The 23,803-nt window shown below is 67.6% G+C and carries 15 protein-coding genes; 14 read left to right on the top strand and 1 reads right to left on the bottom strand.

From position 1 onward, the window contains the following. The 10 genes from BM269_RS28135 to rtcA (BM269_RS28090) form a co-directional block, all read left to right on the top strand. A partial coding sequence (locus BM269_RS28135; protein ID WP_139232897.1) for a non-ribosomal peptide synthetase occupies positions 1 to 3,948 on the top strand: 3,948 nt, incomplete at its 5' end. Then, positions 3,945 to 5,312 carry an MFS transporter gene (locus tag BM269_RS28130; RefSeq protein WP_090445625.1) on the top strand — a complete coding sequence of 456 codons (1,368 nt, stop codon included), beginning with the start codon at positions 3,945 to 3,947 and terminating at the stop codon, positions 5,310 to 5,312. The genes BM269_RS28135 and BM269_RS28130, both read left to right, overlap by 4 nt. Beyond that, positions 5,302 to 6,711, top strand: a complete 1,410-nt coding sequence (locus BM269_RS28125; RefSeq protein WP_090445622.1) for an efflux transporter outer membrane subunit — start codon at positions 5,302 to 5,304, stop codon at positions 6,709 to 6,711. Before BM269_RS28130 ends, BM269_RS28125 begins: the two co-directional genes overlap by 11 nt. Before the next feature lie 20 nt (positions 6,712 to 6,731). Beyond that, a complete protein-coding gene (locus BM269_RS28120; RefSeq protein ID WP_090445619.1) occupies positions 6,732 to 7,892 on the top strand; it encodes an efflux RND transporter periplasmic adaptor subunit in 1,161 nt (386 codons plus the stop codon). Positions 7,893 to 7,905: 13 nt separating this feature from the next. Further along, positions 7,906 to 10,989 carry an efflux RND transporter permease subunit gene (locus tag BM269_RS28115; RefSeq protein WP_090445616.1) on the top strand — a complete coding sequence of 1,028 codons (3,084 nt, stop codon included), beginning with the start codon at positions 7,906 to 7,908 and terminating at the stop codon, positions 10,987 to 10,989. Then, positions 10,986 to 11,915, top strand: a complete 930-nt coding sequence (locus BM269_RS28110) for an ABC transporter ATP-binding protein (protein ID WP_229204831.1) — start codon at positions 10,986 to 10,988, stop codon at positions 11,913 to 11,915. The genes BM269_RS28115 and BM269_RS28110 overlap by 4 nt, the downstream gene beginning before the upstream one ends. 1 nt (position 11,916) lies before the next feature. Next, positions 11,917 to 13,449, top strand: coding sequence for a hypothetical protein (locus BM269_RS29580; RefSeq protein ID WP_090445613.1), 1,533 nt, complete (start codon positions 11,917 to 11,919; stop codon positions 13,447 to 13,449). Between the two features lie 53 nt (positions 13,450 to 13,502). Further along, the gene (locus BM269_RS28100) at positions 13,503 to 15,815 is read left to right on the top strand and encodes a M20/M25/M40 family metallo-hydrolase (protein ID WP_090445610.1); all 2,313 of its coding nucleotides are present in this window, start codon (positions 13,503 to 13,505) and stop codon (positions 15,813 to 15,815) included. A 70-nt stretch (positions 15,816 to 15,885) separates the two neighbouring features. Further along, positions 15,886 to 17,892 (top strand): esterase-like activity of phytase family protein, encoded by a 2,007-nt coding sequence (locus BM269_RS28095; RefSeq protein WP_090445607.1) that lies wholly within the window; start codon positions 15,886 to 15,888, stop codon positions 17,890 to 17,892. Positions 17,893 to 17,948: 56 nt separating this feature from the next. Beyond that, positions 17,949 to 18,971 carry an RNA 3'-terminal phosphate cyclase gene (rtcA, locus tag BM269_RS28090; protein WP_090445604.1) on the top strand — a complete coding sequence of 341 codons (1,023 nt, stop codon included), beginning with the start codon at positions 17,949 to 17,951 and terminating at the stop codon, positions 18,969 to 18,971. On the opposite strand, the gene rtcR is transcribed toward rtcA (BM269_RS28090), so the two are convergent. Beyond that, positions 18,968 to 20,566, bottom strand: a complete 1,599-nt coding sequence (rtcR, locus tag BM269_RS28085) for an RNA repair transcriptional activator RtcR (RefSeq protein ID WP_090445601.1) — start codon at positions 20,564 to 20,566, stop codon at positions 18,968 to 18,970. The genes rtcA (BM269_RS28090) and rtcR overlap by 4 nt on opposite strands. Before the next feature lie 134 nt (positions 20,567 to 20,700). Here rtcR and BM269_RS28080 point away from each other — a divergent pair, with 134 nt between their 5' ends. The 4 genes from BM269_RS28080 to BM269_RS28065 are packed head-to-tail and all read left to right on the top strand — an operon-like array spanning position 20,701 to position 23,767. Next, a complete protein-coding gene (locus tag BM269_RS28080; RefSeq protein WP_090445599.1) occupies positions 20,701 to 20,910 on the top strand; it encodes a hypothetical protein in 210 nt (69 codons plus the stop codon). A gap of 22 nt (positions 20,911 to 20,932) precedes the next feature. Further along, positions 20,933 to 22,159, top strand: coding sequence for an RtcB family protein (locus BM269_RS28075; RefSeq protein WP_090445596.1), 1,227 nt, complete (start codon positions 20,933 to 20,935; stop codon positions 22,157 to 22,159). A gap of 32 nt (positions 22,160 to 22,191) precedes the next feature. After that, the gene (rtcA, locus tag BM269_RS28070; protein ID WP_090445593.1) at positions 22,192 to 23,211 is read left to right on the top strand and encodes an RNA 3'-terminal phosphate cyclase; all 1,020 of its coding nucleotides are present in this window, start codon (positions 22,192 to 22,194) and stop codon (positions 23,209 to 23,211) included. Beyond that, a complete protein-coding gene (locus BM269_RS28065) occupies positions 23,204 to 23,767 on the top strand; it encodes a zinc-ribbon domain containing protein (protein WP_139232896.1) in 564 nt (187 codons plus the stop codon). The genes rtcA (BM269_RS28070) and BM269_RS28065 overlap by 8 nt, the downstream gene beginning before the upstream one ends. Positions 23,768 to 23,803 lie beyond the last annotated feature (36 nt).

The following is a 23,803-nucleotide window of genomic DNA, read 5'->3' as shown; positions in this document are numbered from 1 at the left end:
CTGATGGGATTCTTCGTCAACACGCTGGCCCTGCGCGTGTCGACCGACGGCAACCTGGACGTGGCGCAGTTGCTGGCCAAGGTCAAAGCCTTGACGCTGGACGCTTACGCCCACCAGGACGTGCCGTTCGAGCAGGTGGTCGAAGCGGTGCAGCCGCAGCGCAGCATGGCGCACAGCCCGCTGTTCCAGACCATGCTGACGGTGGACCTGGACGCCCACCCGCAAGCAACCAGGGTTCCGGGCCTCGAGATCGAAGCCATGGGCCAGGACAGCCAGACTGCCCATTTCGATACTTCGCTGTCGATCGTCGACACCGGCGACACGCTGGAACTGGCACTCAACTACGCGAGCGAGTTGTTCGACGCGGCCAACATGCAACGCACCTTGCAGCGCTTCGGCGACCTGCTGCAAGGCATGCTCGCCCCGCACGCAGCAGTGCTGGCACTGCCAATGTACGCACCAGGCGAGCTGCAACTGGTGACCGAAGGCTTCAATGCAACAGCTGCGGCAGCGGCGGAGGGCTTGATGCAGGACGCCTTCGAAGCACAGGCCGCAACCAACCCTGCCGCCCTGGCACTGGTGGATGGCGACCGCCGCCTGAGCTATGGTGAATTGAACCGCCGCGCCAATGTGCTGGCAGCGCAGCTGCAGTCGTTGGGCGTCGGACCGGATGCACGGGTGGCCGTTTGCAGCAGCCGTAGCGCCGAGATGGTCGTGGCGCTGCTGGCAGTGCTCAAAGCGGGTGCCGGCTATGTGCCGCTGGACCCGGCTTATCCGGCGGAACGCATCGCCTATATGGTCAACGATTGTGCCCCGGCAGCTGTCCTGGCGTCGCCTGCCTGCGCGGGATTGGTGGCCGGTACCTCGGCACCGGTCGTGATCCTGGAACGGATGGACAACGACGGCGATGCGGCATCCGCTGCCGGCAACGTACGCCCGGCCGGGCTGGCCGGCGACAGCCTGGCTTATGTCATCTACACCTCCGGTTCGACCGGCGCGCCGAAGGGCGTGATGATCGAGCACCGCCAGGCGGCCAACCTGCTGGCCCACCATATCGCGATGTGCGGCATGGGCCCGGACGACCGCATTGTGCAGTTCGCCTCGTTCGGCTTCGACACGTCGGTGACCGAGATCTTCCCGGTGCTGTCGGTCGGTGGCGCGGTGGTGCTGCGTCCCGAGCACATGGTGGCGCCGGACCGCAGCTATGTCGAGTTCCTAGCCGAGCACCGCATCACGGTGGCCGACCTGCCAACCGCTTTCTGGCACCTGTGGACGCGCGAAGTGGCGCAGGGCAGGGCGCTGCCGCCGCCATGCGTGCGGCTGGTGGTGGTCGGGGGCGAGAAAGCCGAGCAGCGTTGCCTGGCCGACTGGTTTGCCAGCGGCGTGGGCGCCGGCTGCGACTGGATCAACACCTATGGCCCGACCGAGACCACGGTGTATGCGACGTCCGTGCGTTACAGCGCGGGCGATGCATTGCCGCCGCGTGAGATCCCGATCGGCCGTCCGGTGGCCAATACCCGCGCCTATATCCTGGACACCCAGGGCCAACCGGCTCCGCTCGGCGTGGCGGGCGAGCTGTATATCGCCGGTGTCCAGGTGGGGCGTGGTTACCTGAACCGTCCGGAACTGACCGCGGAACGCTTCCTGCCCGACCGTTTCGGCGGCCAGGCCGGCGGCCGCATGTATAAAACCGGCGACCTGGGCCGTTGGTTGCCTGACGGCACGATCGAATACCTGGGCCGTAACGATTTCCAGGTCAAGCTCCGCGGTTTCCGCATCGAACTGGGCGAAATCGAGGCGCGCCTGGCCGGTTGCGCGGGCGTTGCCAGTGCGCTGGTGATGGCACGCGAGGACGTGCCGGGCGACCTGCGCCTGGTGGCCTATGTGGCGCCGCAAGCCGGTGCCGGGCTGGCGGCGGCGCAACTGCGTGCGGAGCTGGCGCTAGGGCTGGCCGAGTACATGCTGCCGTCCGCCTTCGTGATCCTGGATCGTCTGCCGCTGAACCAGAACGGCAAGATCGACCGCCGCGCCCTGCCGGCGCCCGGCCACGATGACCTGGCGGCGGCCGGCTATGAAGCGCCGCAAGGCGCGCTGGAGCAGGCGGTGGCCGCGATCTGGGCCGAATTGCTGGGTGCCCAGCGCGTCGGCCGCAACGACAGTTTCTTTGCGCTGGGCGGCCATTCCCTGTTGGCGGTGCAGGTCGCGAGCCGGATCGAACAGCAGTTGGGCCTGCAGGCGCCGCTGCGCGAACTGTTCGTCCAACCAGCCCTGGCGGCCTTCTGCGCAGCCGTTGGGGCGGCAACTGCTAATTCTGACAGCTTGGTGCCGATCAGGCCTGAAGGTAACCTGACGCCGCTCTTCCTGGTCCATCCGGGCGAGGGAGAAGTGGGTTATGCGCGTGAATTGGCACCCTGGCTGCCGTCGGATTTGCCGGTGTATGGCCTGGCTGCAAAGGGATTCGGAATCGGGGAGGCACCGCTATATGCGGTGGAACAGATGGCCGCTAGCTATGTGCAGGAAATTCGCAAGGTCCAGCCGCACGGACCATACCGCCTGGCGGGATGGTCTGCCGGGGGGACTATTGCTTATGAAATGGCGCAGCAGCTGGTCGGGGCCGACGAAGAGGTCGAGTTCCTGGGCCTGATCGACACCCAGAGCCGCTACCGGGCCGGCGACGCCGGCCCGGCCGACTTCGCGGCTTGGCTGTGCAGCCTGGCATGGCTGCCGGCTGGCCAGGCGCCCGCAGCCTTGCAGCAGGCGGCCCAGGCCGGCGACTGCGATGCGCTGCTGGCGGCGGCACAGCGGGCCGGCATCCTGCCGTCCGAAGTCAGTGTCGGCGTACTGCGCCGCCACCTGGCTGTGCGCCACGGGATCGCCTATGCGCTGGAACACTATGCCCGTCCCCACACCGCCTTGCCGGTCACCGTGTTTGCCGCAAGCGGCGAGCAGCGCGGCGATGCCTCGCTGGGTTGGCAGGCGGAGCTGGGCCAGCGCCTGACGCTGCGCCAGCTGCACGGCGACCACTACAGCATCATGCAGGCGCCGCACATCGCGGCGCTGGGCCAGGCGCTGTCGGAAGAACTGCAGGCTGCCAGCGGCCGCCGCACGGCACTGCCGGAACACAGCTATGCACCGCGCATCCCGATCCAATTCGGGCGGCGCGGCGTGACGCCGCTGTTCTGCGTGCCGGGTGCCGGCGCCAGCGTGACGGCATTTACCGACCTGGTGCAGGCGCTCGATCCGGCCATCCCGGTGTTCGGCCTGCAGCCGCGCGGCCTGTGCGGCAAGCTGGCGCCGCATGCCGACGTGCCAAGCGCGGCGCGCGCCTATATCAAGTCGGTGCGCGAAGTGCAGCCGCGCGGTCCTTACCGCCTGCTGGGCCATTCCTTCGGCGGCTGGGTCGTCACGGAAATGGCACGCCAGCTGCGCGAACAGGGCGAGCAGCTGGCGCTGCTGGCGGTGCTCGATTCGCGCGCGCCGCTGGCGGCCGAGGCCACGGCGCCGTTCCACGGCCGCATCGATACGCTGCTGAAGCTGGTCGGCCTGTATGAACAGAAGCTGGGCCGCTCGATGGGACTGTCGGCCGCTTCGTTTGCCGGGCTCGATCACGATTCCCAGCTCGGCCTGTTGCTGGCGCGGCTGGTCGCGGCACGCCTGATGCCGGCCGGGACCAGCGTGGCCACCTTGCGCGGCATCGTGCGCGCCTTCAGCACCAACCTGAACACGCAATACCTGCCACCGTCCGGCTATCCCGGCGACCTGCACCTGGTGCTGGCGTCGGAAACCGCGGCGGCGGCCGATTCACCGCTGGAGCGGGCTGCCAACTGGCGTGCACATGCACCCGGGGCCACATCCTGGGTCAGTACCGGCAATCACATGACGCTGCTGGCGTCGCCCCACGTCCAACACCTGGTGAACTGGCTGTCACCGCTTTTGAAAGATCAATGATGCAGACTACGACGCAAACCATTTCCACCGTCGATGCGCCGCCGGAACCGCCGGTCCAGGAAAAGATCGGCACGCCCTTCTACCTGATCTGGGCCGGCCAGCTGGTGTCCACCCTGGGCACCATGCTGACTTCGTTCGCCGTGGGGGTCTGGCTGTTCCAGCAGACCGCCTCCGTGCTCGACTATGCGCGGCTGACCATGTTCGCCACCTTGCCGGCGCTGCTGTTGATGCCGTGGACCGGCAGCATGGCCGACCGCTGGAACAAGAAGTACGTGCTGATGATCGGCGAAGCCCTGGCCCTGGTCAGTACCGCCGGCATGGGCCTGCTGTTCTACCTTGACCGCTTCCAGGTCTGGCAGCTGTACGTGCTGCAGGTGATCCTGTCTGTCAGCATGGCGTTCCAGGCGCCGGCCGCCTACGCGGCAGTGTCGGTGCTGGTGCCAAAGAGCCAGTTCGGGCGTGCCAGCGGCATGTTCCAGCTGTCGACCGCGATGGCCCAGCTGGCGGCGCCGCTGGTGGCCGCCTCGCTGCTGGCTGCCATCGGCATCACCGGCATCGTGGTGCTGGATGTGGCTTCGTTCGGCTTCGCGCTGATGGGCCTGGCGCTGGCGCGCTTCCCGGCGGCGGCCGCCGCCACCTCGGCTTCGGTGGAGGCCAGCAAGGAAGCCTCGCGCGGCGCCATCCGCGACCTGCAATGGTCGCTGCGCTACCTGCTGGACCGTCCGACGCTGGCGATCCTGTACGGCTACACCAGCATGGGCGCCTTCCTGTCCGGCATGGTGGTGGTGATGATTTCGCCGATGGTACTGGCCAATTATTCGCCCCAAGTGCTGGCCTGGGTCACCACCTGCGGTGCTTTCGGCATCCTGGGCAGCGGCCTGGTGATGGTGGCATGGGGCGGTCCCAAGCAATGGACTCCGCTGGTGCTGGGCTTCAACCTGGTCGAGGGCCTGGCCATCGCCGCCGCCGGCTACTTCTACACGGTGCCGGTGATGTGCATCGCCGCCGTGGTGGTGATGCTGTGCAGCTCCTGCCTGGGCGGCTGCATGGCCGCCGTGTGGCGCCGCAAGCTGCCGCGCGACCGCCAGGGCAGTTTCGGCGCGTTCCAGCAAGCGGTGACGCTGGCCCTGATGCCGGCCAGCGCCTTCCTGGGGGGCATGCTGGCCCACCATTTCTTTGAACCGGCCCTGTTGCCGGGCGGCCTGCTGCACGAGAGCGTGGGCGCCTGGTTCGGCACCGGCAAGGGCCGCGGCGTCGGCTTGCTGTTCATGGCAGCCGGCTTGCTGGCCGCGCTGGTCTCGCTGTTCTCGCTGGCCCACCGCCGCCTGTACCGATTCGAGAGCGAGGTGCCGGATGCGCTGTAAGCCTTTGTTGCTGGCGCTGCCGCTGGCCGCCTTGGCGGCATGCAGCGTCGGTCCCACCCAGAAAGCGCCGGCACTGGAGCTGGCGCCGGGGTTCCAGGCGCCGCTGCCGGCCGCCGGCGCGGCGCAGCCGGCCTCCGCACTGGCCGGCTGGTGGCGACAGTTCGACGACCCCGCCGTGCTGGCACTGGTGGAGGCGGCGCAGGCCAGCCATCCGCAACTGGAGCAGGCGCTGGCGCGCATCGCCCAGGCCCGCGCCGGCATGCAGGCCAGCGGCGCAGCGCGCTGGCCGAACGCCGACCTGAACCTGCGCGGCGAACGTTTCAGCCAGAAGCAGCGCGGCCAACCGGCCGTGATCACCCATGCGGTCAGCCGCAGCGTCGACGCCAGCTGGGAGCTCGATCTGTTCGGCGGCCGCCGCCAGGCGGTGGCGGCGGCCGAGGCGCGCCTGCAGGCGCGCCAGGCCGAATGGCGCGCGGCCCAGGTGTCGCTGGCGGCCGAAGTGGCGGCCAACGTGGTCGGCCATCGTGCCTGCAGCGCCGCCGCGCGCCTGCTGGAGCAGGACGCCGCCTCGCGCGACAAGACGAGCGAGCTGGCGCGCCTCAAGATCAAGGCCGGCTTCAGCTCGGATGCCGATGTGATGCTGAGCGAAGCGTCGGCCGCCGACGCGCGCCAGCGGGTTGCCGAACAGCGTGCCGAATGCGATGTGCTGCTCAAGTCGCTGGTGGCCTTGAGCGGCCTGCCGGAAGCCCAGGTGCAGGCGCTGCTGGCGCCGCGCGACACGCTGCCGCGCCCGCGCGCGATCGCGGTCGATACCGTGCCCGCCGTGGCACTGGGGCAGCGTCCCGACCTGGCGGCCGTGTCGGCCGAACTGCAGGCGGCGGCAGCCGAGGTCAACGTGGCCCATGCCGCGCGCTACCCGCAGCTGACGCTGGGCGGCAGCATCGGCGTGGTGCGCCTGGCCGGCGGCAGCAGCGCCCTGGATACCTGGTCGGTCCTGCCGCAGCTGTCGCTGCCGTTGTTCGACGGCGGACGGCGCCGCGCCGAGCAGGCCGGGGCGCAGGCGCGCTATGACGAACTGGCCGGCCTGTACCGCGAGCGCGCCCGCGCCGCCGTACGGGAAACCGAGCAGGCGCTGGTGCGGCTGGACGCGGCCGGCCGGCGCGAAGCCGACGCGGCGTCCGCCGCGCGCGACTATGACCGTTACTTCCACGCCAGCGGCGAACGTTACAAGGCCGGCCCGGCCAGCATGTTCGAGCTGGAAGATGCGCGCCGCAGCGCGCTGGCGGCGCAACTGACCCTGCTGGGCGTGCAGCAGCAGCGCGTGCTGGCCTGGATCGCGCTGTACAAGGCCTTGGGCGGCGGCTGGCAAGCCGGCGCAGCGGCCATGGCGGCCCCCTGAATTATCTGGAGGAGCGAGCAATGAAATTCAAGCATATGAAGAAGCTGGGCCTGGCGGCCGTGGCGGTGGCCGGGGTGGCCGGCCTGGTCGCGGCCAGCGGCGGCGACAACGCCCCGCCTGCGGCAGCCGCGGCGCCGGCCACGGTGTTGACCGTCACCGCCGGCAAGGCCGAGCCGGCCGAGTGGGCCCAGGAGCTGGGCGCCAACGGCAGCGTGGCGGCGTGGCAGGAAGCGGTGGTGGGCAGCGAGCTGGGCGGGCTGCGCCTGGCCGAGGTGCGGGTCAATGTGGGCGACGCGGTGCGCAAGGGACAGGTGCTGGCGCGCTTCCAGAGTGAGACGGTGGCGGCCGAAGTGGCGCAGCAGGAAGCCGCGCTGGAAGAGGCGCGCGCCGCGCTGGCCGAAGCCGGCGCCAATGCCGACGGGGCACGCCTGCTGGCCAGCAGCGGCGCCCTCAGTGGCCAGCAGAGCAACCAGTACCTGATGCTCGAGCGCAGCGCGCGGGCGCGGGTGGCGTCGGCCCAGGCCCGGCTCAGGATCGACCAGTTGCGGCTGCGCCAGACCGAAGTGGTGGCCGACGACGACGGCACCATCTCGGCGCGCAGCGCCACGGTCGGTGCGGTGCCCGGCCAGGGCCAGGAACTGTTCCGCCTGATCCGCGCCAACCGCCTCGAATGGCGTGCCGAAGTGCCGGCCGATGCGCTGTCGCGCATCGAGCCCGGCCAGCCGGTGCGGGTGCAGGCCACCAACGGCGCCAGCGTGACGGGCAGGGTCAGGGCGCGCGCGCCGTCGATCGACCCGGCCACGCGCAATGCGCTGGTGTACGTCGACCTGCCGGCCGATGCGCGCCTGCATGCTGGCCTGTTTGCCAGCGGCGCCTTCCAGCTGGGCACCAGCCCGGCCCTGACGGTGCCGCAAAGCGCGGTGGTCACGCGCGACGGCAGCAGCTACGTGTTCGCGATCGACGGCAGCGGCAAGGTAGCGCGCACCAAGGTCGATACCGGCCGTCGCGTCGGCGAGCGGGTCGAAGTCAAGGGCGCGCTGCCACCGGCCGCGCTGCTGGTGGCGCAGGGCGCCGGTTTCCTGAACGACGGCGACCGCGTGCGCGTGGTGGCGGCGGCCCGCGTGGCCGCTACGGCCGCTACCATCGATGCCGGCGGCAGCGCCGCGCGCGGCCTCAACTAGGAGTGCGGCAAGCATGAACCTGTCCCGATATTCGATCCGCAATCCGCTGCCGGCCGTGCTGCTGTTCGTGCTGCTGGTGCTGTGTGGCCTGGCCGCCTTCCACCTCACGCCGGTGCAGGATACGCCCGACATCGACGTGCCGGTGGTGCTGGTCACGGCGGCCCTGCCGGGCGCCTCGCCGGCCCAGCTGGAAACCGAGGTGGCGCGCAAGATGGAAAACGCGATCGCCACCATCCCTTTCGTGCGGCATATCTCCAGCACCATCAACGACGGCCTGGTCTCGACCTCGGTCGAATTCCGCCTGGGCCGCAACGTCAATGAAGCGGTCAACGAGGTGCGCGATGCCATTGCCCGCGTACGCAGCGACATGCCGGCCGAGCTGCGCGACCCGGTGATCGGCAAGGTGGGCGACGCCGGCGTCACCGCCGTGCTGACCTATACCCTGAGCGCCGAGCGCATGAGCCAGGAGGAGTTGTCCTGGCTGGTCGACAGCAGCGTGGCGCGCGCCCTGATGCAGGTGGCCGGCGTCGGCCAGGTGCAGCGGGTGGGCGGCGTCAACCGCGAAGTGCTGATCGAGCTCGATCCGGTGCGCATGGCGGCGCTGAACGTGTCGGCGGCGGCCGTGTCGGCCCAGCTGCAGCGCATGCAGCGCGAAGCGCCAAGCGGACTGGCCGATATCGGCGGCACCACCCAGATGGTGCGCACGCTGGGCACGGTACGCGGCGTCGACGAGCTGGCGGCCATGGACCTGGTGCTGCCGGACGGGCGCCGGGTGCGGCTGGACCAGGTGGCGCGCGTCAGCGACGGCCATGCGGAGCCGCGCAGCGTGGTCTTGCTGGACGGTAAACCGGTGGTGGCCTTCGAGGTGATGCGCAATCCCGGCGCCAGCGACGTACAGGTGGCCGCCGCGGTGCGCGCCGCTGTCGCCAAGCTGCAGGCCGAGCACCGCACGGTGCAGTTCCGCGAGAGCCTGAACAAGGTCGACACGGTGCAGGAAAACTACCGCGGCTCGATGAACCTGCTGTACGAGGGCGCACTGTTGACGGTGCTGGTGGTCTGGTTCTTCCTGCGCGACGGCCGCGCCACCGTGATTTCGGCGCTGGCCCTGCCGCTGTCGGTGCTGCCGACCTTCCTGGCGATCCACCTGCTGGGCTTTACCCTGAACATGGTGACCCTGCTGTCGCTGGCGCTGGTGATCGGCATCCTGGTCGACGACGCCATCGTCGAGATCGAAAACATCATGCGCCACGTGCGCATGGGCAAGAGCCCGCTGCAAGCCGCGCTCGACGCGGCCGAGGAGATCGGGCTGGCCGTGGTGGCCACCACGCTGACCCTGGTGGCGGTGTTCCTGCCGACCGCCTTCCTGAACGATATCGTGGGCCAGTACTTCCGCCAGTTCGGCTGGACCGCCTCGATCGCGGTGCTGGCTTCGCTGCTGGTGGCGCGCCTGCTGACGCCGATGATGGCGGCCTACCTGTTGCGGCCGGTCTTGCACACGCCGCGCGAAAGCCGCTGGATGGCGCCTTACCTGCGCGCCGTCCAATGGTGCCTGCGTCGGCGCAAGACCACGCTCGGCCTGTCGGCCCTGTTCATGCTGGTGTCACTGGTGATGGCGGCATCGCTGCCGGGCGACTTCATCCCGCCGGCGGACGGCAAGACCACCAATGTGGCGCTGGAACTGCCGCCAGGCAGCACCCTGGCCGACACCCGCGCCGCCGCCGAAAGCGCGCGCGCGCTGCTGCGCCAGGACCCGGACGTGGTGCAGGTCTACGCCCACGTCGGCGCCGGCGGGCTGCGTTTCGCCGACCTGCAGGTCAGCCTGAAGCCGCGCGCCGAACGCCGGCGCCACCAGGTCGAAGTCAACGCCGCGCTGCGCAAGGCGCTGGCTGCGCTGCCCGGCGCCCGCGTCACGGTGGGCGACGGCGATGACGGCCACGAGATCAGCTTCATGCTCGCGTCCGACGACCCGGAATCGCTGCGCAATGCGGTGCGCGACGTGGAGGCGGCGGTGCGCACCCTGCCCGGGCTGGGCAGCGTGTACTCGAATATCAGCCTGGCGCGCCCGGAAGTGATCGTGACGCCGGACTTTGCGCGTGCCGCCGACCTTGGCGTGACGGCCGATGCCATCGGCGACACGCTGCGCGTGGCCACCGCCGGCGACTACGACCAGTACCTGGCCAAGCTGAACCTGCCGGACCGCCAGCTGCCGATCCGGGTGCGCCTGCCGCAGGCCACCCGCAGCGACCTGGCGGCGCTGGCGCGCCTGAGCGTGCCGGGCAAGCAGGGCAATGTGCCGCTGTCCTCGGTGGCCGAGCTGCGCCTGGACAGCGCGCCGGCGCGCATCGAGCGCTATGACCGCATCCGCAAGGTGCTGGTGCACGTCGAGCTGCAGGGCCGCGACGGCGACGAAGTGTTCGACCAGATCCTCGACCTGCCGGCCATGAAGGCCTTGCCGTCCAACGTCAAGCGCGTGCGCCAAGGCGATATGGAGCGCCAGGCCGAACTGCGCAACAGCTTCCTGCTGGCGGTTGGCATCGGCATCCTGTGCGTCTACATGGTGCTGGTGCTGCTGTTCCGCGGCTTCCTGCAGCCGGTGACGGTGATGGCGGCGCTGCCGCTGTCGCTGGGCGGCGCCTTCGGCGCGCTGCTGCTGACCGGGCATGCGCTGTCGATGCCGTCGATGCTGGGCCTGCTGATGCTGATGGGAATCTCGGCCAAGAACTCGATCCTGCTGGTCGATTACGCGATCCGGGTGCGGCGCGAGCAGGGGCTGGAGCGTGTCGCGGCCCTGCTGGAAGCCTGCCGCAACCGTTCGCAGCCGGTGATCATGACCACGGTGGCGATGGGTGCCGGCATGCTGCCGGTGGCGCTTGGCCTAGGCGCCGACCCCAGCTTCCGCGCGCCGATGGCGGTGGCGCTGATCGGCGGCCTGCTGACGTCGACGATCCTGAGCCTGCTGGTGATTCCGGTGGTGTTTACCTATATGGACGACCTGCTGCTATGGAGCCGGCGCAAGTTTGCGCCGCTGCGCCAGGCCGTGTCGGGGACTGGGACGGATACCGAGGCTGGCGCGGCAGCTGCGGCCGGGGAGGCATGATGGAACAACGTTATTCGGCGCGCCAGGCCATGGCGCAGGAACAGGGCACGCAGCCGGTGCTGGAGCTGGAGGGGATCGGCTTCCGCTATCCGAACGGGCACGCGGCAGTGCAGCAGGTCAGCCTGGCGGTGGGCACTGGCATCCTCGGCCTGCTCGGCCCCAACGGCGCCGGCAAGTCGACCTTGATGCGCATGCTGGCCACGCTGGCCCGGCCTGGCACGGGCACCATCCGCTGGCAGGGCGTGGACGTGGGCGCCGACCCGGAATTCCTGCGCGCGGCGCTGGGTTACCTGCCGCAGGAATTCGGCGCCTACCCGGCGCTCAGCGCACGCGAGTTCCTGCGCTATATGGCGGCGGTGAAGGGGTTGCCGCACGCCGGCGCAGCGGCGCGGGTCGAGCATTGCCTGCGCCTGGTGGGGCTGGACACGGTGGCGGAGCGTCGCATCGGCCAGTTCTCGGGCGGCATGCGGCAGCGGGTCGGCATCGCCCAGGCACTGCTGAACGACCCGGCCCTGCTGATCGTCGATGAACCGACGGTCGGCCTGGACCCGGACGAACGGCTGCGCTTTCGCAACCTGCTGACCGACCTGGCCGGGCAGCGGCTGGTCATCCTGTCGACCCACATCGTGTCCGATATCGAAGCCAGCGCCACCGCGCTGGCCGTGCTGGACCAGGGCCGCCTGCGCTACTTCGGCGACCCGGGCGAACTGATTGCCGCGGCCCAGGGCCAGGTCTGGGAGTGGACCGTCAGCGCCGCCGACCTGCCGTCCGTGCGCGCCCAACACCGCGTGTGCGGTTCGCGGCGCCGGCCGGACGGCGTGCTGGTGCGCGCCGTGGCCGCAACCATGCCGCATCCGTCCGCAGTGGCGGTCGAGGCCGGCCTGGAAGACGCCTATGTGCGCCTGCTGGCGCAGGGCGGGGCCTGAGATGGAAAGCTTGCGCCGCTTTGCCGCCATCGTGCGCGCCGACCTGCTGGAGCGGGTCCGCACGCGCGCCTTCCTGGCCGTGCTGGGTGGCGCCGCCGCGCTCACCTGGCTCTGCCTGCCGCCGGCCTCGGCCGGCTACATCATCCTCGGCCTGGACGGCCACCAGCGCGGCAGCTATTCCAGCGCCTGGATCGGCATGGTGCTGGGCATGCTGGCCACCTGGGTTTCGCTGGTCGGTTTCTACCTGGTGCGCGGCACCATCCGGCGCGATATCGACAGCGGCGTCTGGCAACTGCTGGAGGTGACGCCGCTGAGCCGTCCGGCCTATGTGCTGGCCAAATGGAGCAGCCACCTGCTGGTGTTTGCCCTGCTGCTGGGCGTGCAGCTGCTGGTGGGCGTGCTGGCCCAATGGGCGCGCGCCGAAGAGCCGGCGCTGCGGCTGGGGGAATTGCTCAAGCCGGCCCTGCTGCTGGCCCTGCCTTCACTGGCGCTGACGGCCACGCTGGCGGTGTGGTTCGACTTGCTGCCCTGGTTGCGCCGCACCGGCGGCAATGTCGTGTATTTCGTGTTGTGGGTCTTGTTGCTGGTCGCATCGGTGGCCAGCCAGCAGGGCGGCGCGCCGGCCGGCGGGTTGGGCGATCCGCGCGGCATCGGGCTGTTCCAGGCGGCGCTGCAACGCCAGCCGGCGGCCCCGGCCGACGCCCGCATCTGCCTGGGCTGCGGCCTGGGCGAACGGCCGGTGCAGCGTTTTGCCTGGCCATCCTGGCAACCGAGCGCCGGCGAAGTCGGCGGCCGCGCTGCCTGGCTGGGCCTGTCCCTGGCCGGCGTGCTGCTGGCGGCGCCGCTGGTCAACCGCCTGGCACGACGCGCGACGCCGGGCGGCTCGCCGCAAGCGCAGGGCGGGCGCCGCCTGGCCTTGCTGCAATGGCTGCTGCGCAGCGTGCGGCGCGGCCGGCTGGGCACGACGTTTGCCGCCGAAGTCGAAATGCCGCTGCGCCAGCGGCCTGGCTGGTGGTGGGCTGCCGTCCTCGCCGCGTGGGCCGGCCAACTGGGCGGCGATGCGCAGGCCGCAGGCTGGGCCGTGCTGGCGGCCTGGGTCTTGCTGCTGGATATATTTGCCCGCGCCCCGCTGCTGGAGCGCGAGGCCGGCAGCGCCGGCATCGTCCTCAGCGCACCGGGTGCGCGCTGGCGCGTGCCGCTGGCGCGCTGGCTGGCGCTGGTCTGGCTGGCGTTGCTGGCCGTAGCGCCGGCCCTGCTGCGCGCGCTGGCCGAACCGGCCCTGGCTGCGGGCCTGCTGCTGTCGGCGCTGTCGCTGCCGGCCGGCGCCATGGCGCTGGGCGCGCTCAGCGGCAGCGAACGCCCCTTCGAATTGCTGGCCTGCGTGCTGGTCTACCTGGGCGTGCAGGGGCAGGGTGTGCTCAATCCGGCTGCCGCTTCCGGCGCCAGCCTGCTGTTCCACCTGGCAGTGCTGCCGTTGGCGCTGCTGATGTTCCGCCTGGGCTGGCCGCGCCTGCATGGCCTGCCGCGCCAATGAGGCACCCGATCCGATAACCCGGCCCTGCGAGGGCTCCACAAGAAGGTAAGAAGATGACACATACCGTCAGTATCGAACAGCGGCCGCCGGCGACACCGGCGCCCGCCGCGCCCGGCCAGCCGGCCCTGGTCCTGATCGTCGGCGTGCTGGCCGCATTGCTGTTGCTGGTGCTGCTGGGCCTGCAGGGCCGGGCGCCGGCGGTCCCGGCCGGCACCGGCGCGCCGGCCAATGCTTTTGCCGCCGAGCGCGCGCTGGCCCACCTGAAGGGGATCGCGGCGGCGCCGCATCCGAGCGGCACTGCCGCCCACGCGGCGGTGCGCAATTACCTGGTGGGCGAGCTGCAGCGCATGCAGCTGGAAACCCAGGTGCAGGACAGCTTCGCGGTCGCCGCTTCGGGCGAGACCGCCGGCCAGGTACACAATATCGTGGCGCGCCTGCCGGGCACCGGCAGCGGGCCCGCCCTGCTGCTGTCGGCCCACTACGATTCGGTGCCGCACAGCTTCGGCGCGGCCGACAACGGCGCCTCCGTGGCCGCCATCCTGGAAACGCTGCGCGCGCTGCAGGCCGGCCCGCGCCTGCGCAACGACATCATCGTGCTGCTGAGCGACGGCGAGGAAATCGGCCTGCTGGGTGCGGAAGCCTTTGTCGCCAGCCACCCATGGCGCAGCCGCATCGGGCTGGCGCTGAATTTCGAGTTTCGCGGCAATTCCGGACCGATGCTGATGTTCGAGACCAGTGCCGGCAACGGCAAGCTGGTGCAGGCATTTGCCGGCGTCAACCAGCCGTTCGGCAACTCCCTGATGTCCGAAGTCTACAAGTTGCTGCCCAACGATACCGATTTGAGCGCGTTCAAGCGCGCCGGCCTGATGGCAATGAACTTCGCCGCCATCGAGCGCCCGAGCAGCTACCACACCCAGCTCGACAGCGCGGCCAACCTCGACCCGCGCAGCGTGCAGCATCAAGGCGATACCATGCTGGCGCTGGCGCGCCATTTCGGCGCCGCCGACCTGGCCCACATCAAGGATGGCGACCGCGTTTACTTCACGCTGCCGCTGGCGGGCCTGGTCAGCTACCCGGCCGCATTGTCGTGGGGCCTGGCGGGCCTGGCACTGGTGCTGTTCGGGCTGGCGCTGCATTCCGGCCTGCGTGGCGGCCTGCGCCTCGGCCGCGTGCTGGGTGCCGCCGGCCTGCTGCCGCTGCTTGGCCTGGGCATTGCGATCGTTTGCACGGTGACCTGGCTGCTGGTCAGCATGATCCACTTCCAGTATCGCGCCCTGATGGACGTGTACAACGTCGGCTGGTACTGGGCCGCCTTTGCCTGCCTGGCGCTCGGCCTGTACGGCCTGGTGCTGCGCCGCCAGCTGCGCAGCTTCGCCGCGATGGAACTGGCGCTGGGCGCCGCGCTGCTGTGGATGGCATTCCTGTTGGCGACGCTGATCTGGATGCCGGGCGCCAGCTTCCTGTTTGCCTGGCCCCTGCTGCCCTTGCTGGCCGCCTTCGCCTGGCTGCTGGGCGGTTCCGGCCGCCAGCGTCCGGTGGCGCAGCGCGCCCTGGTCCTGTTGCTGGCCGCCGCCCCGGCACTGCTGGTGCTGGCGCCGGTGGTGGAAGTGCTGTTTGCCGCCCTGACCACCCGCCTGTCCGCAGTGCCGGTGTTCCTGATGGTGCTGGCCTTCGGCCTGATGGCGCCGCTGCTGGCCATGGTGTCGCGCCGCTTCGTGTTCCCGCTGCTGCCTGGCGTGGCCGCGGTCGTGCTGCTGGGCGCGGGCTCGGCGACGTCGGCGGTGTCGCCGGCGCAGCCGCATCCGACCAACCTGCAGTACGCGGTGGACGGCATGACCGGCAATGCCATGTGGCTGTCGAGCGACCCGATGCTCGGCGACTGGGCGAAAAAGGTGATGGGCGACCAGGCCGAAAACCGTAAAGTGCCGGAAATTTACGGCGACTATGCGCAGACCTACTGGACGGCCCCGGCGCCGGCGGCCGGCATCAAGGCGCCGCAGGTGGAAGTCCTGCAGGACAGCGTGAATGGCGCCGTGCGCCAGGTCCGCATCCGTCTGCGTTCCGAGCGCTCGGCGCCGGAGGTCAAGCTGTATGTCGAAGGCGTCGACGTGCAGCAGGCGTCGGTCGGCGGCCGCCAGCTGTTGCGCGAGCCGGGCAAGGACTGGGGCTTCGCGGCCTATGCACTGGAAGCGGCGCCGCTGGAACTGGACCTGACACTGCCGGCCGGCAAACCGTTTACGCTGCGGGTAATCGACCGCAGCTACGGCCTGCCGGATGGGGTGCCGAAGCGAGGTCCGGACGCCATCATCCAGCCGTTCGGGCATAGCGACTCGATGCGGGCGGTGACAGCGATCGCCTTCAAGTAAGCGCAGGTGGCTTGTCATAAGCTTGTCACTTCGGTTGATTATGCTGGGCCTTTTTGACCCAGAGGCCCACATGAAAACCCTGTCGCTCCTTCCTCTCGCACTTGCCCTTGCCGCTTGCGGCGGCGGTGGCAGCAACGAACCGGCCAAGCCGGCGGTCAACGGCACCTTTGTCGATGGCGCGGTGGAAGGCGCGGAGTATGTCGCCGGCACGTCGGCCAAGGCGGTCACCGGCGCCAAGGGCGAGTTCAGCTGCAAGGAGGGCGAGAACGTCAGCTTCAGCGTGGGCGGCATGGCCTTGGGCAGTGCCGCTTGCGCGACGATCATCACACCGCTGCAACTGGCTGGCGTGAGCGATGTCAAGGACGCCAAGGTGGTCAACCGCCTGCTGGCATTGCAACTGCTGGACGAGGACAACGATCCATCCAACGGCATCAGGATCACCAACGATGTGAAGGCTGCACTGGCGGGCAAGAGCGCGGATTTCGGCGCCGCCGCGGCGGACTTCAACAAGGCTATGGCTGCCAACCTGGTTGCCGCCGGCCCCGCCTACGCTGCCCGTGGCATAGATGACGACCGCCGCCAGCTGGTGCGCGAGCACTTCGAAGACACGCTGGCCTCCAAAGTTGGCAAGCCTGTGCAGGAGAGCTTCACCCTGGCTGCCGCCACGGTGAGCGTGACGCGCTACCAGGTACAGGCGGCAAACAGCTTCTATATTCCTTACGAAGGCAGCAACGCCAAGGTGAAGGCAGACTTCCCGCTGGGCTTCCTGCCGTCCTATGGTTCGGCGCTGGCATTCAAAGGCACGAATGCCAGCGGCGACCTGGAATTCTACGGCCTGACCGACCGCGGCCCGAACGGCGACGGTCCGAACGTGCCGAATCCGGGCGGCAGCGGCACCATGGGGGCCAAGATCTTCCCGTCGCCAAGCTTCACGCCGTCGATCGGCGTCATCACGGTCGGCAAGGCCGGTGCGGTGCTGAACTCCACGTTGCCGATCAAGACCTCCGCGAATACCAACAGCTCCGGCCTGGCCATCCCTGCCGGTTCGCTGGGCAATTCCGCCGAAGTACCGGTGTTCGACGCGATGAAATACGATGCCGCGAGCAAGGCGGTGTTCAGCGCGAACGGCCTGGATACCGAAGCCATTGCCTTCGACAAGAAGCGCAATGCGTTGTGGGTGTCGGACGAATACGGTCCCTTCATTGTGAAGATTGACGCCGCGAGCGGCGTGATCCAGTCCCGTTATGCGCCTGGTAGCGGCCTGCCTGCCGTCTTCGCCAAGCGCCGCGCCAACCGTGGCATGGAAGGCATGGCGCTCGATACGGCAACCGACAAGCTGCACGGATTCCTGCAGAGCCCACTGACCGACGGCAATGCGCCGTATTCGGTGACCGGCAAGAGCGAGCAGGTGGAACGCTTCGCCCGCTTCACCCGCTGGATCGAATTCGATCCAGCCACCGGCACCACTGGCCGCATGTTTGCCTACCCATTGAATGGCGCCGATTACGCGGACGGCCGCACCGGCAATGCCAAGCTGGGCGACATGGTCGCTTTGGGCAACGGCAAGTTCATCGTGATCGAACAGGGCGCCGCACCTGGCGGCAAGGTATTCAACAAGTTGATGCTGGTGGAAATCGGCAGCGCGACCGACATCAATGCCGCAACATTCAACCCGGCCACCTCCGACCTGGAAAAGAGCTCGATGGGTGCTGCGGCAGTGAATGGCGCCGATTGGTCCAAGGTTGCGACATTGAAGAAGACCCTACTGCTGGACTTGAACGCCATCGGCTGGCTGGCCGAAAAAGCGGAAGGCCTGACCATCGTCGATGGCAACACGCTGGCGCTGGCAAACGATAATGACTTCGGCCTGAAGACCAGGATCTTCACGCCAAATGGTGAAGCGGTCGCCGATGCCGACGTCACCAAGTGCAATGTCGATGCAAATGGCACCATCGTCACCAGCAATGCTGCCGGCTGCAATGCGGCCAACGCCATCCGCGTTGCGCGTGGCGACGACCGTGAGCGGCCGAGCCGCCTGTGGCTGATCAAGTTCTCGAAGGCACTGAACACCTACTGATGTTCGTGCGCCGCCTCCCCTGCGGCGGCAGCATAATGCCGGCAGGGAGGTGCGCGATGATTGAACTGGACGGTTCGACGGGCGAAGGCGGCGGGCAGATCCTGCGCTCCTCGCTGACCCTGTCGATGATTACCGGCCAGGCTTTCCGGATCCGCAATATCCGCGCCAACCGCCAGCCGCCCGGCTTGCGCCGACAGCACCTGTCGGCGGTACGTGCAGCAGCGATTGCCTGCGGCGCTACTGTCACCCACGCCGAGGTCGGCTCGACTTCACTGGAGTTCACGCCCGGCCGTGTGAGCGGTGGCGTCTATGACTTCGATATTGGCACTGCCGGCAGCACGACACTGGTGTTGCAAACCCTGATCCCTGCCTTGCTGTTCGCTGAGCAGCCCACTGCGGTGACGGTGACCGGTGGCACGCATAATCCCAAGGCGCCGCCGGGCGAATTCCTGCAGCGGGCTTACTGCCGCGTGCTCGCGGCCATGGGCGCGCAGGTCGAAATCGAGATCGAGCGCTATGGGTTCTACCCGGCCGGCGGCGGCAGCATGTCGGCCAATGTGTGGCCATGCAAGCAACTGCGCCGCCTGGACCTGCTCGACCGGGGCGGCTTGCAACAGGCTTACGCGCAAGCGCTTGCCGCGCGCTTGCCGGCACAGGTGGCTCAGCGCCAGTATGCGACCGTGCGCAACTTGCTGGGATGGGAGGGCGGACAATTGCGCGAGGTGCTGTCGCCGGCGTCGGCCAGCCCGGGCAACGCGGTCTTGCTGACCATCGAGAGCGAGACGGTGACGGAAGTGTTCTCGGCCATCGGCGACCGCGGCGTGCGCGCCGAAGCAGTCGCACGCGAGGCGGCACTGGAGGCGCGCCGCTATCTGGCTTCCGGCGCGGCGGTGGGCGAGCACTTGGGCGACCAGGTGATGCTGCCGATGGCGCTGGCAGGCGGCGGTTCCTACACCCTGGATCATGTATCGCCCCACGCAATCACGAACGCGGAAGTGATGACGCATTTCCTGCCGGTGACGATCGGTTTCGAACAGGGCGAGCGCTTCAACACCTGCCATGTGCGCGCCAAGATTTAGCTGACTTGCTCCCACTCCAGGCCGAAGCGGGCCAGGTACTTCTTCAGGCGATCGGCGTCGTTCGGCTTTGCCTTGCCGAGACGCGAAGCGGCGAACAGCTTGCGGCCGGCATCGGACATGGTCTTGGATTGGCGGCAGACGGCGATCACGGATTCGAGCTGCATGCGGTCGAACAAGTCGATTTGCCCAAGCGCTTCTTCATCGAATAATCCATCGAGTTTCGCCGTGGTGTTCACGCCCTCGGCCAGGGGACCCCATTGGCGCTGCAGGCGCGCCACTTCGGCGGCGACGATGGGCGTGGTGATGCGCCCGGCATCGGCCAGCGTCGCCATGCGGGTGACGGAGGCCGACAGGTCGCGGAAGTTGCCGTTCCATAGCGCGTCGGCGGAAGCTGCGAAGCGCATGTACTGCTGGCGTGCCTCGGTATTGAAGCGCACCATGGCGCCGTTTTCCGCACCGAACTGCGCCAGCAGGTAGTCGAGGTTGGGCTCGATGTCTTCCGGCCGCTCGCCCAGGCCGGGCAGCGAATAGGTCCACAGGTTGATTCGGGCGAACAGGTCTTCGCGGAAGCGCCCCGCCGCCACTTCGCGCGCAAGGTCGCGGTTGGTGCCGGCGATCAGCTGGAAATCGCTGCGCACTTCATGATCGCCACCCATCGGCAGGAAACGCTTTTCCTCGACCGCCTTGAGCAGCATGGCTTGTTCGTCCAGTCCCAGTTCGCCAATCTCGTCGAGGAATAGAAGACCCTTATGCGCGGTGCGCAGCAAGCCGGGGCGGTCCGATGCCGCGCCGGTGAACGCGCCTTTCACGTGGCCGAACAAGGTTGAGCCGGCGCCGTCGCCGTGCAGGGTGGCGCAGTTGATCTCGACGAAGGCCCCGTCCACCTGGTGGCGCGCCTTCTTCAACTCGTACACGCGGCGTGCCAGGAAGGATTTGCCCGCACCGGTAGGCCCCATCAGCAACATGGGGGCACGTGAACGCGCAGCCACGTGCTCGATCTCGTCGATCAACAGGTTGAAGTGCGGGTTGCGGGTGGCGATGCCGGACTTCAGGAATTCCACGCCTTCCCGCTGCGCATTGGAGAAACGCTGTGCGATCTGGTCGTAACGCGACAGGTCCAGGTCGATCAGCACGTAGTCGCCGGTCTTGCCGGGCGCCGCGCGGCGGGGCGGGGAGGTCTGCAGCAGGCGGCCGGGGAAATAGCGCGCTTCCGTCATCAGGAACAGGCAAATCTGCGCGACGTGGGTGCCGGTAGTGATGTGGACCCAGTATTCCTCGTTATCGGTATCGAATTGGTAATTGCGCGCGAAATCGAAGAGCTGGCTGTAGACGTCCTCGAAATCCCACCAGTCGCTGATCGGCAGCGTGTGGCGCTGCACGACCGTCTCCGGCGAGACGGCGTGCATATCCTCCTCGATCTGCCGCGCCAGGCTGTCGTGGTGGGCGCTGGCCAGCAGTTCGAAACGGTCGACCACCAGGTCTTCGTGCTGCAGCAAGGAGACGCTGGGACGCCATTTTTCCCAGCGCGCGGGATTGCGAGGGCCGCCGTCCAGCTGCGAGCCGAGGAAACCAAGGATGACGATCTTCTTTTTCATTTGGGATAAATATTTATCTTTTTAGATAATTTATCACAATCATTGATTTCCGTGAATCTATATTTATCAATGACTTAGCAAGCTGGCACGCCCTTTGCAATAGATGAGGTACGCAAAGACGAAAGGAGATCAAAATGACGGAATCGCAAATCAAGGCTTGGACCATCAGCGCCGGCGCAGTCGGCAAGAAACCCGTAAAACGCAGCTACGGCGGCGTGAACGCGGCGATGAATATTTCCACCTGCCGCCGCCACACGACGCTTAGCTGGCATGCCGAGCCGGTGCCCGGCAAAGGCCGCACGGTGTGGAATGGCGTGGTCTCCACACTTGTCGGCGCAGATTAATCGTTAGAAGATGAGAACTATGATGAAAGATAATGAATTCGAAGTAATGGAAGTGTCGGGTGGTAGCCCGGTGAAGATGTGGACCAAGGGCGTGCCGGTTGAATCGGAAGCGCGCCAGCAATTGGCCAATACGGCCAAGATGCCCTTCATCTACAAGCACATTGCGGTGATGCCGGACGTCCACCTGGGTAAAGGTTCGACCATCGGTAGCGTGATTCCGACCCTGGGTGCGATCATCCCGGCGGCGGTGGGCGTGGATATCGGCTGCGGGATGATGGCCGCCAAGACCACCCTGAACGCGCGTGACCTGCCGGACAACCTGGGGCCGCTGCGTAGCGCGATCGAAAAAGCCATCCCGCACGGCTTAACGCCGAAGTTTCGTGGCCGAGACCGCGGTTCGTGGGAGAACCCGCCTTCGCCCGTGGATGTGGCATGGGGCCAGTTGAAGGATGAATTTGACGTGATCTGCGAGAAAACGCCGAAGCTGAAAAACACCAACAACTACCGCCATCTGGGTACCCTGGGTTCGGGTAACCACTTCGTTGAGGTGTGCCTGGATGAGGAAGGTTCGGTGTGGTTCATGCTGCACTCCGGTTCGCGCGGCGTGGGAAATGCCATCGGTTCCCACTTCATCGAACTGGCGCAAAAGGATATGCGTACCCACATTGCGAACCTGCCGGACAAGGACCTGGCCTACCTGGAAGAAGGTACCCAGCACTATGACGACTACGTGGAGGCGGTGGGTTGGGCGCAGAAATTCGCCCGCATGAACCGCGAGGTGATGATGCAGAACCTGATCGCCTCCGTACGCACCGTCATCACCAAGCCGTTCCAGACGCACGTGGAAGCAGTGAACTGCCACCACAACTATGTGCAGAAAGAGCGCCACTTCGGCAAGGACGTGCTGGTGACCCGCAAGGGCGCGGTGTCGGCACGCGAAGGCGAATTGGGGATCATTCCAGGTTCGATGGGGGCGAAGAGCTTCATCGTGCGCGGAAAAGGCAACCCGGAGAGCTTCAATAGCTGCAGCCACGGCGCCGGCCGTACCATGAGCCGTAACGAGGCGAAGCGGCGCTTCTCGCTGGAAGACCAGGTGAAGGCGACCGAAGGCGTCGAGTGCCGCAAAGACGAAGGCGTGATCGATGAAATCCCGATGGCCTATAAGGACATCGAGGCTGTCATGAAGGCGCAGGAAGAGCTGGTTGAAGTTGTGCATACCCTGAAGCAGGTGGTGTGCGTCAAAGGGTAAGTAAAAGGGTAAGTACAAGGATAAAAAGAAGAATGATTGAAATTGATGGATCCCAAGGGGAGGGCGGCGGCCAGGTGCTGCGCACCGCGCTGACGCTCTCGATGATTACCGGCCAGCCGTTCCGTATCTCGAACATCCGGGCCAACCGCTCGAAGCCAGGCTTGATGCGGCAGCATTTGGCCTCGGTCAAGGCGGCGACGGAAATCTCCGGCGCGAAAGTTGAAGGCGACACGCTTGGCTCCACCAGCCTGGCGTTTGCACCGGGCGCAATCAAGTCTGGTGTATACGAATTCCAGATCGGCACGGCCGGCAGCTCGACGCTGGTGCTGCAGACCGTGGTGCCGGCGCTGTTGTACGCCCCGGGCGAGTCCGTGGTGCGCGTCAGCGGAGGTACCCATAACTCCAAGGCGCCGCCGGCGGAGTTCCTGCAGCGCGCCTACGGCCGCGCCATGGCCGATATGGGCGCGCAGGTCGAATTCGTCCTGGAGCGCACGGGGTTTTATCCGGCGGGCGGCGGTGCAGTGCGGGCAACCGTGAAGCCGTTGGCAGGCTGGCGTCAACTTGCGCTGGAGGCGCGCGGCGAACGGCGCGAGGCGTATGCGGAGAGCCTGGTGGCAGCCGTGCCGGGCGGCGTGGCGAAGCGTGAGCTCGATTGCGTGGCGAGTGCCATGGGCTGGTCCGGCGACCAGCTGCGCTTCAGGACCTTGCCGGACAACTGGGGCCCGGGCAACGCGCTGCTGATCACGCTGGATCACGAACACGTGACGGAAGTCTTCGTCGCCTTCGGCGAAAAAGCCCGGCGCGCGGAGGAGGTGGCGCGCGACGCCGTGGCACAGGCGCGCCGCTTCATCGCTTCGGGCGCTGCGGTCAGCGAGCACCTGGCCGACCAGTTGCTGGTGCCGATGGCGCTGGCGGGTGGCGGCAGCTTCACCATGGACGTGCTGTCGCAGCACACCCGCACCAACGCGGAAGTGATCGCGCGCTTCCTGCCTGTGTCGATCAGGTTCGACAAGCGCGAAGCCTGCAGCTATTGTGAGGTAAAGCGTGGATAAGCCGGCACCGCACCCTCGATTTCGAGGGAGGCCGCCTCGCTCTGCACTTCAGCTCACCGAGCAGGAAATCCGCCAGTCCTATTGGCGCTACTCGAATGCCCATATCTTTCCACAGAAGGCCCTGCGCGCGGATGTGAGCGTGCAGCGCTACGCAGTCTTCCCACGGCCCTATTACGTGGACATGCTGAAGACTTGCGTGGAATGCTCACGCGCGTTCATCTTTTATGCACGCGAGCAGCACTACTGGTATGAGACCTTGGGCTTCTATATTGATGTCGACTGCGTGCGTTGCGTTGAATGCCGCCGCAAGCAGCGTGCAGCGAAGCGCCATATGGAACGCTATGCGGAGCTGCAGGCGCGCGACTCGTTGTCGCGCAAAGAAATGATGCACTTTGTGGATGACTGCATTTTCCTGTTCCAGCAGGGGCAGCTGAAAAACCTGTCCCACCTGGGAAGCATCAAAAACGCGGCTTTACAGCAAATCCCCGACTATGCGGGAACCAAAACGCTCCAGCTATTGCTGCAATCCGCCCGCACGATTGGCGAAATTAGCTAGCCAATTGGGTTACTCCGTGGCAAAATTCGGCGTCGT

It is taken from the genome of Duganella sp. CF458 (assembly GCF_900113115.1).
GTDB lineage: Bacteria > Pseudomonadota > Gammaproteobacteria > Burkholderiales > Burkholderiaceae_D > Rugamonas.
Note: the sequence above shows the minus strand (reverse complement) of the source record. Positions and strands in the feature narration are given on the sequence as shown.

Excerpts from the sequence above, each read along its gene's own strand:
- BM269_RS28130 (WP_090445625.1), top strand. The coding sequence starts at position 3,945 with ATGATGCAGACTACGACGCAAACCATTTCCACCGTCGATGCGCCGCCG.
- BM269_RS28125 (WP_090445622.1), top strand. The coding sequence starts at position 5,302 with ATGCGCTGTAAGCCTTTGTTGCTGGCGCTGCCGCTGGCCGCCTTGGCG.
- BM269_RS28120 (WP_090445619.1), top strand. The coding sequence starts at position 6,732 with ATGAAATTCAAGCATATGAAGAAGCTGGGCCTGGCGGCCGTGGCGGTG.
- BM269_RS28115 (WP_090445616.1), top strand. The coding sequence starts at position 7,906 with ATGAACCTGTCCCGATATTCGATCCGCAATCCGCTGCCGGCCGTGCTG.
- BM269_RS28110 (WP_229204831.1), top strand. The coding sequence starts at position 10,986 with ATGATGGAACAACGTTATTCGGCGCGCCAGGCCATGGCGCAGGAACAG.
- BM269_RS29580 (WP_090445613.1), top strand. The coding sequence starts at position 11,917 with ATGGAAAGCTTGCGCCGCTTTGCCGCCATCGTGCGCGCCGACCTGCTG.
- BM269_RS28100 (WP_090445610.1), top strand. The coding sequence starts at position 13,503 with ATGACACATACCGTCAGTATCGAACAGCGGCCGCCGGCGACACCGGCG.
- BM269_RS28095 (WP_090445607.1), top strand. The coding sequence starts at position 15,886 with ATGAAAACCCTGTCGCTCCTTCCTCTCGCACTTGCCCTTGCCGCTTGC.
- rtcA (WP_090445604.1), top strand. The coding sequence starts at position 17,949 with ATGATTGAACTGGACGGTTCGACGGGCGAAGGCGGCGGGCAGATCCTG.
- rtcR (WP_090445601.1), bottom strand. The coding sequence starts at position 20,566 with ATGAAAAAGAAGATCGTCATCCTTGGTTTCCTCGGCTCGCAGCTGGAC.
- BM269_RS28080 (WP_090445599.1), top strand. The coding sequence starts at position 20,701 with ATGACGGAATCGCAAATCAAGGCTTGGACCATCAGCGCCGGCGCAGTC.
- BM269_RS28075 (WP_090445596.1), top strand. The coding sequence starts at position 20,933 with ATGAAAGATAATGAATTCGAAGTAATGGAAGTGTCGGGTGGTAGCCCG.
- rtcA (WP_090445593.1), top strand. The coding sequence starts at position 22,192 with ATGATTGAAATTGATGGATCCCAAGGGGAGGGCGGCGGCCAGGTGCTG.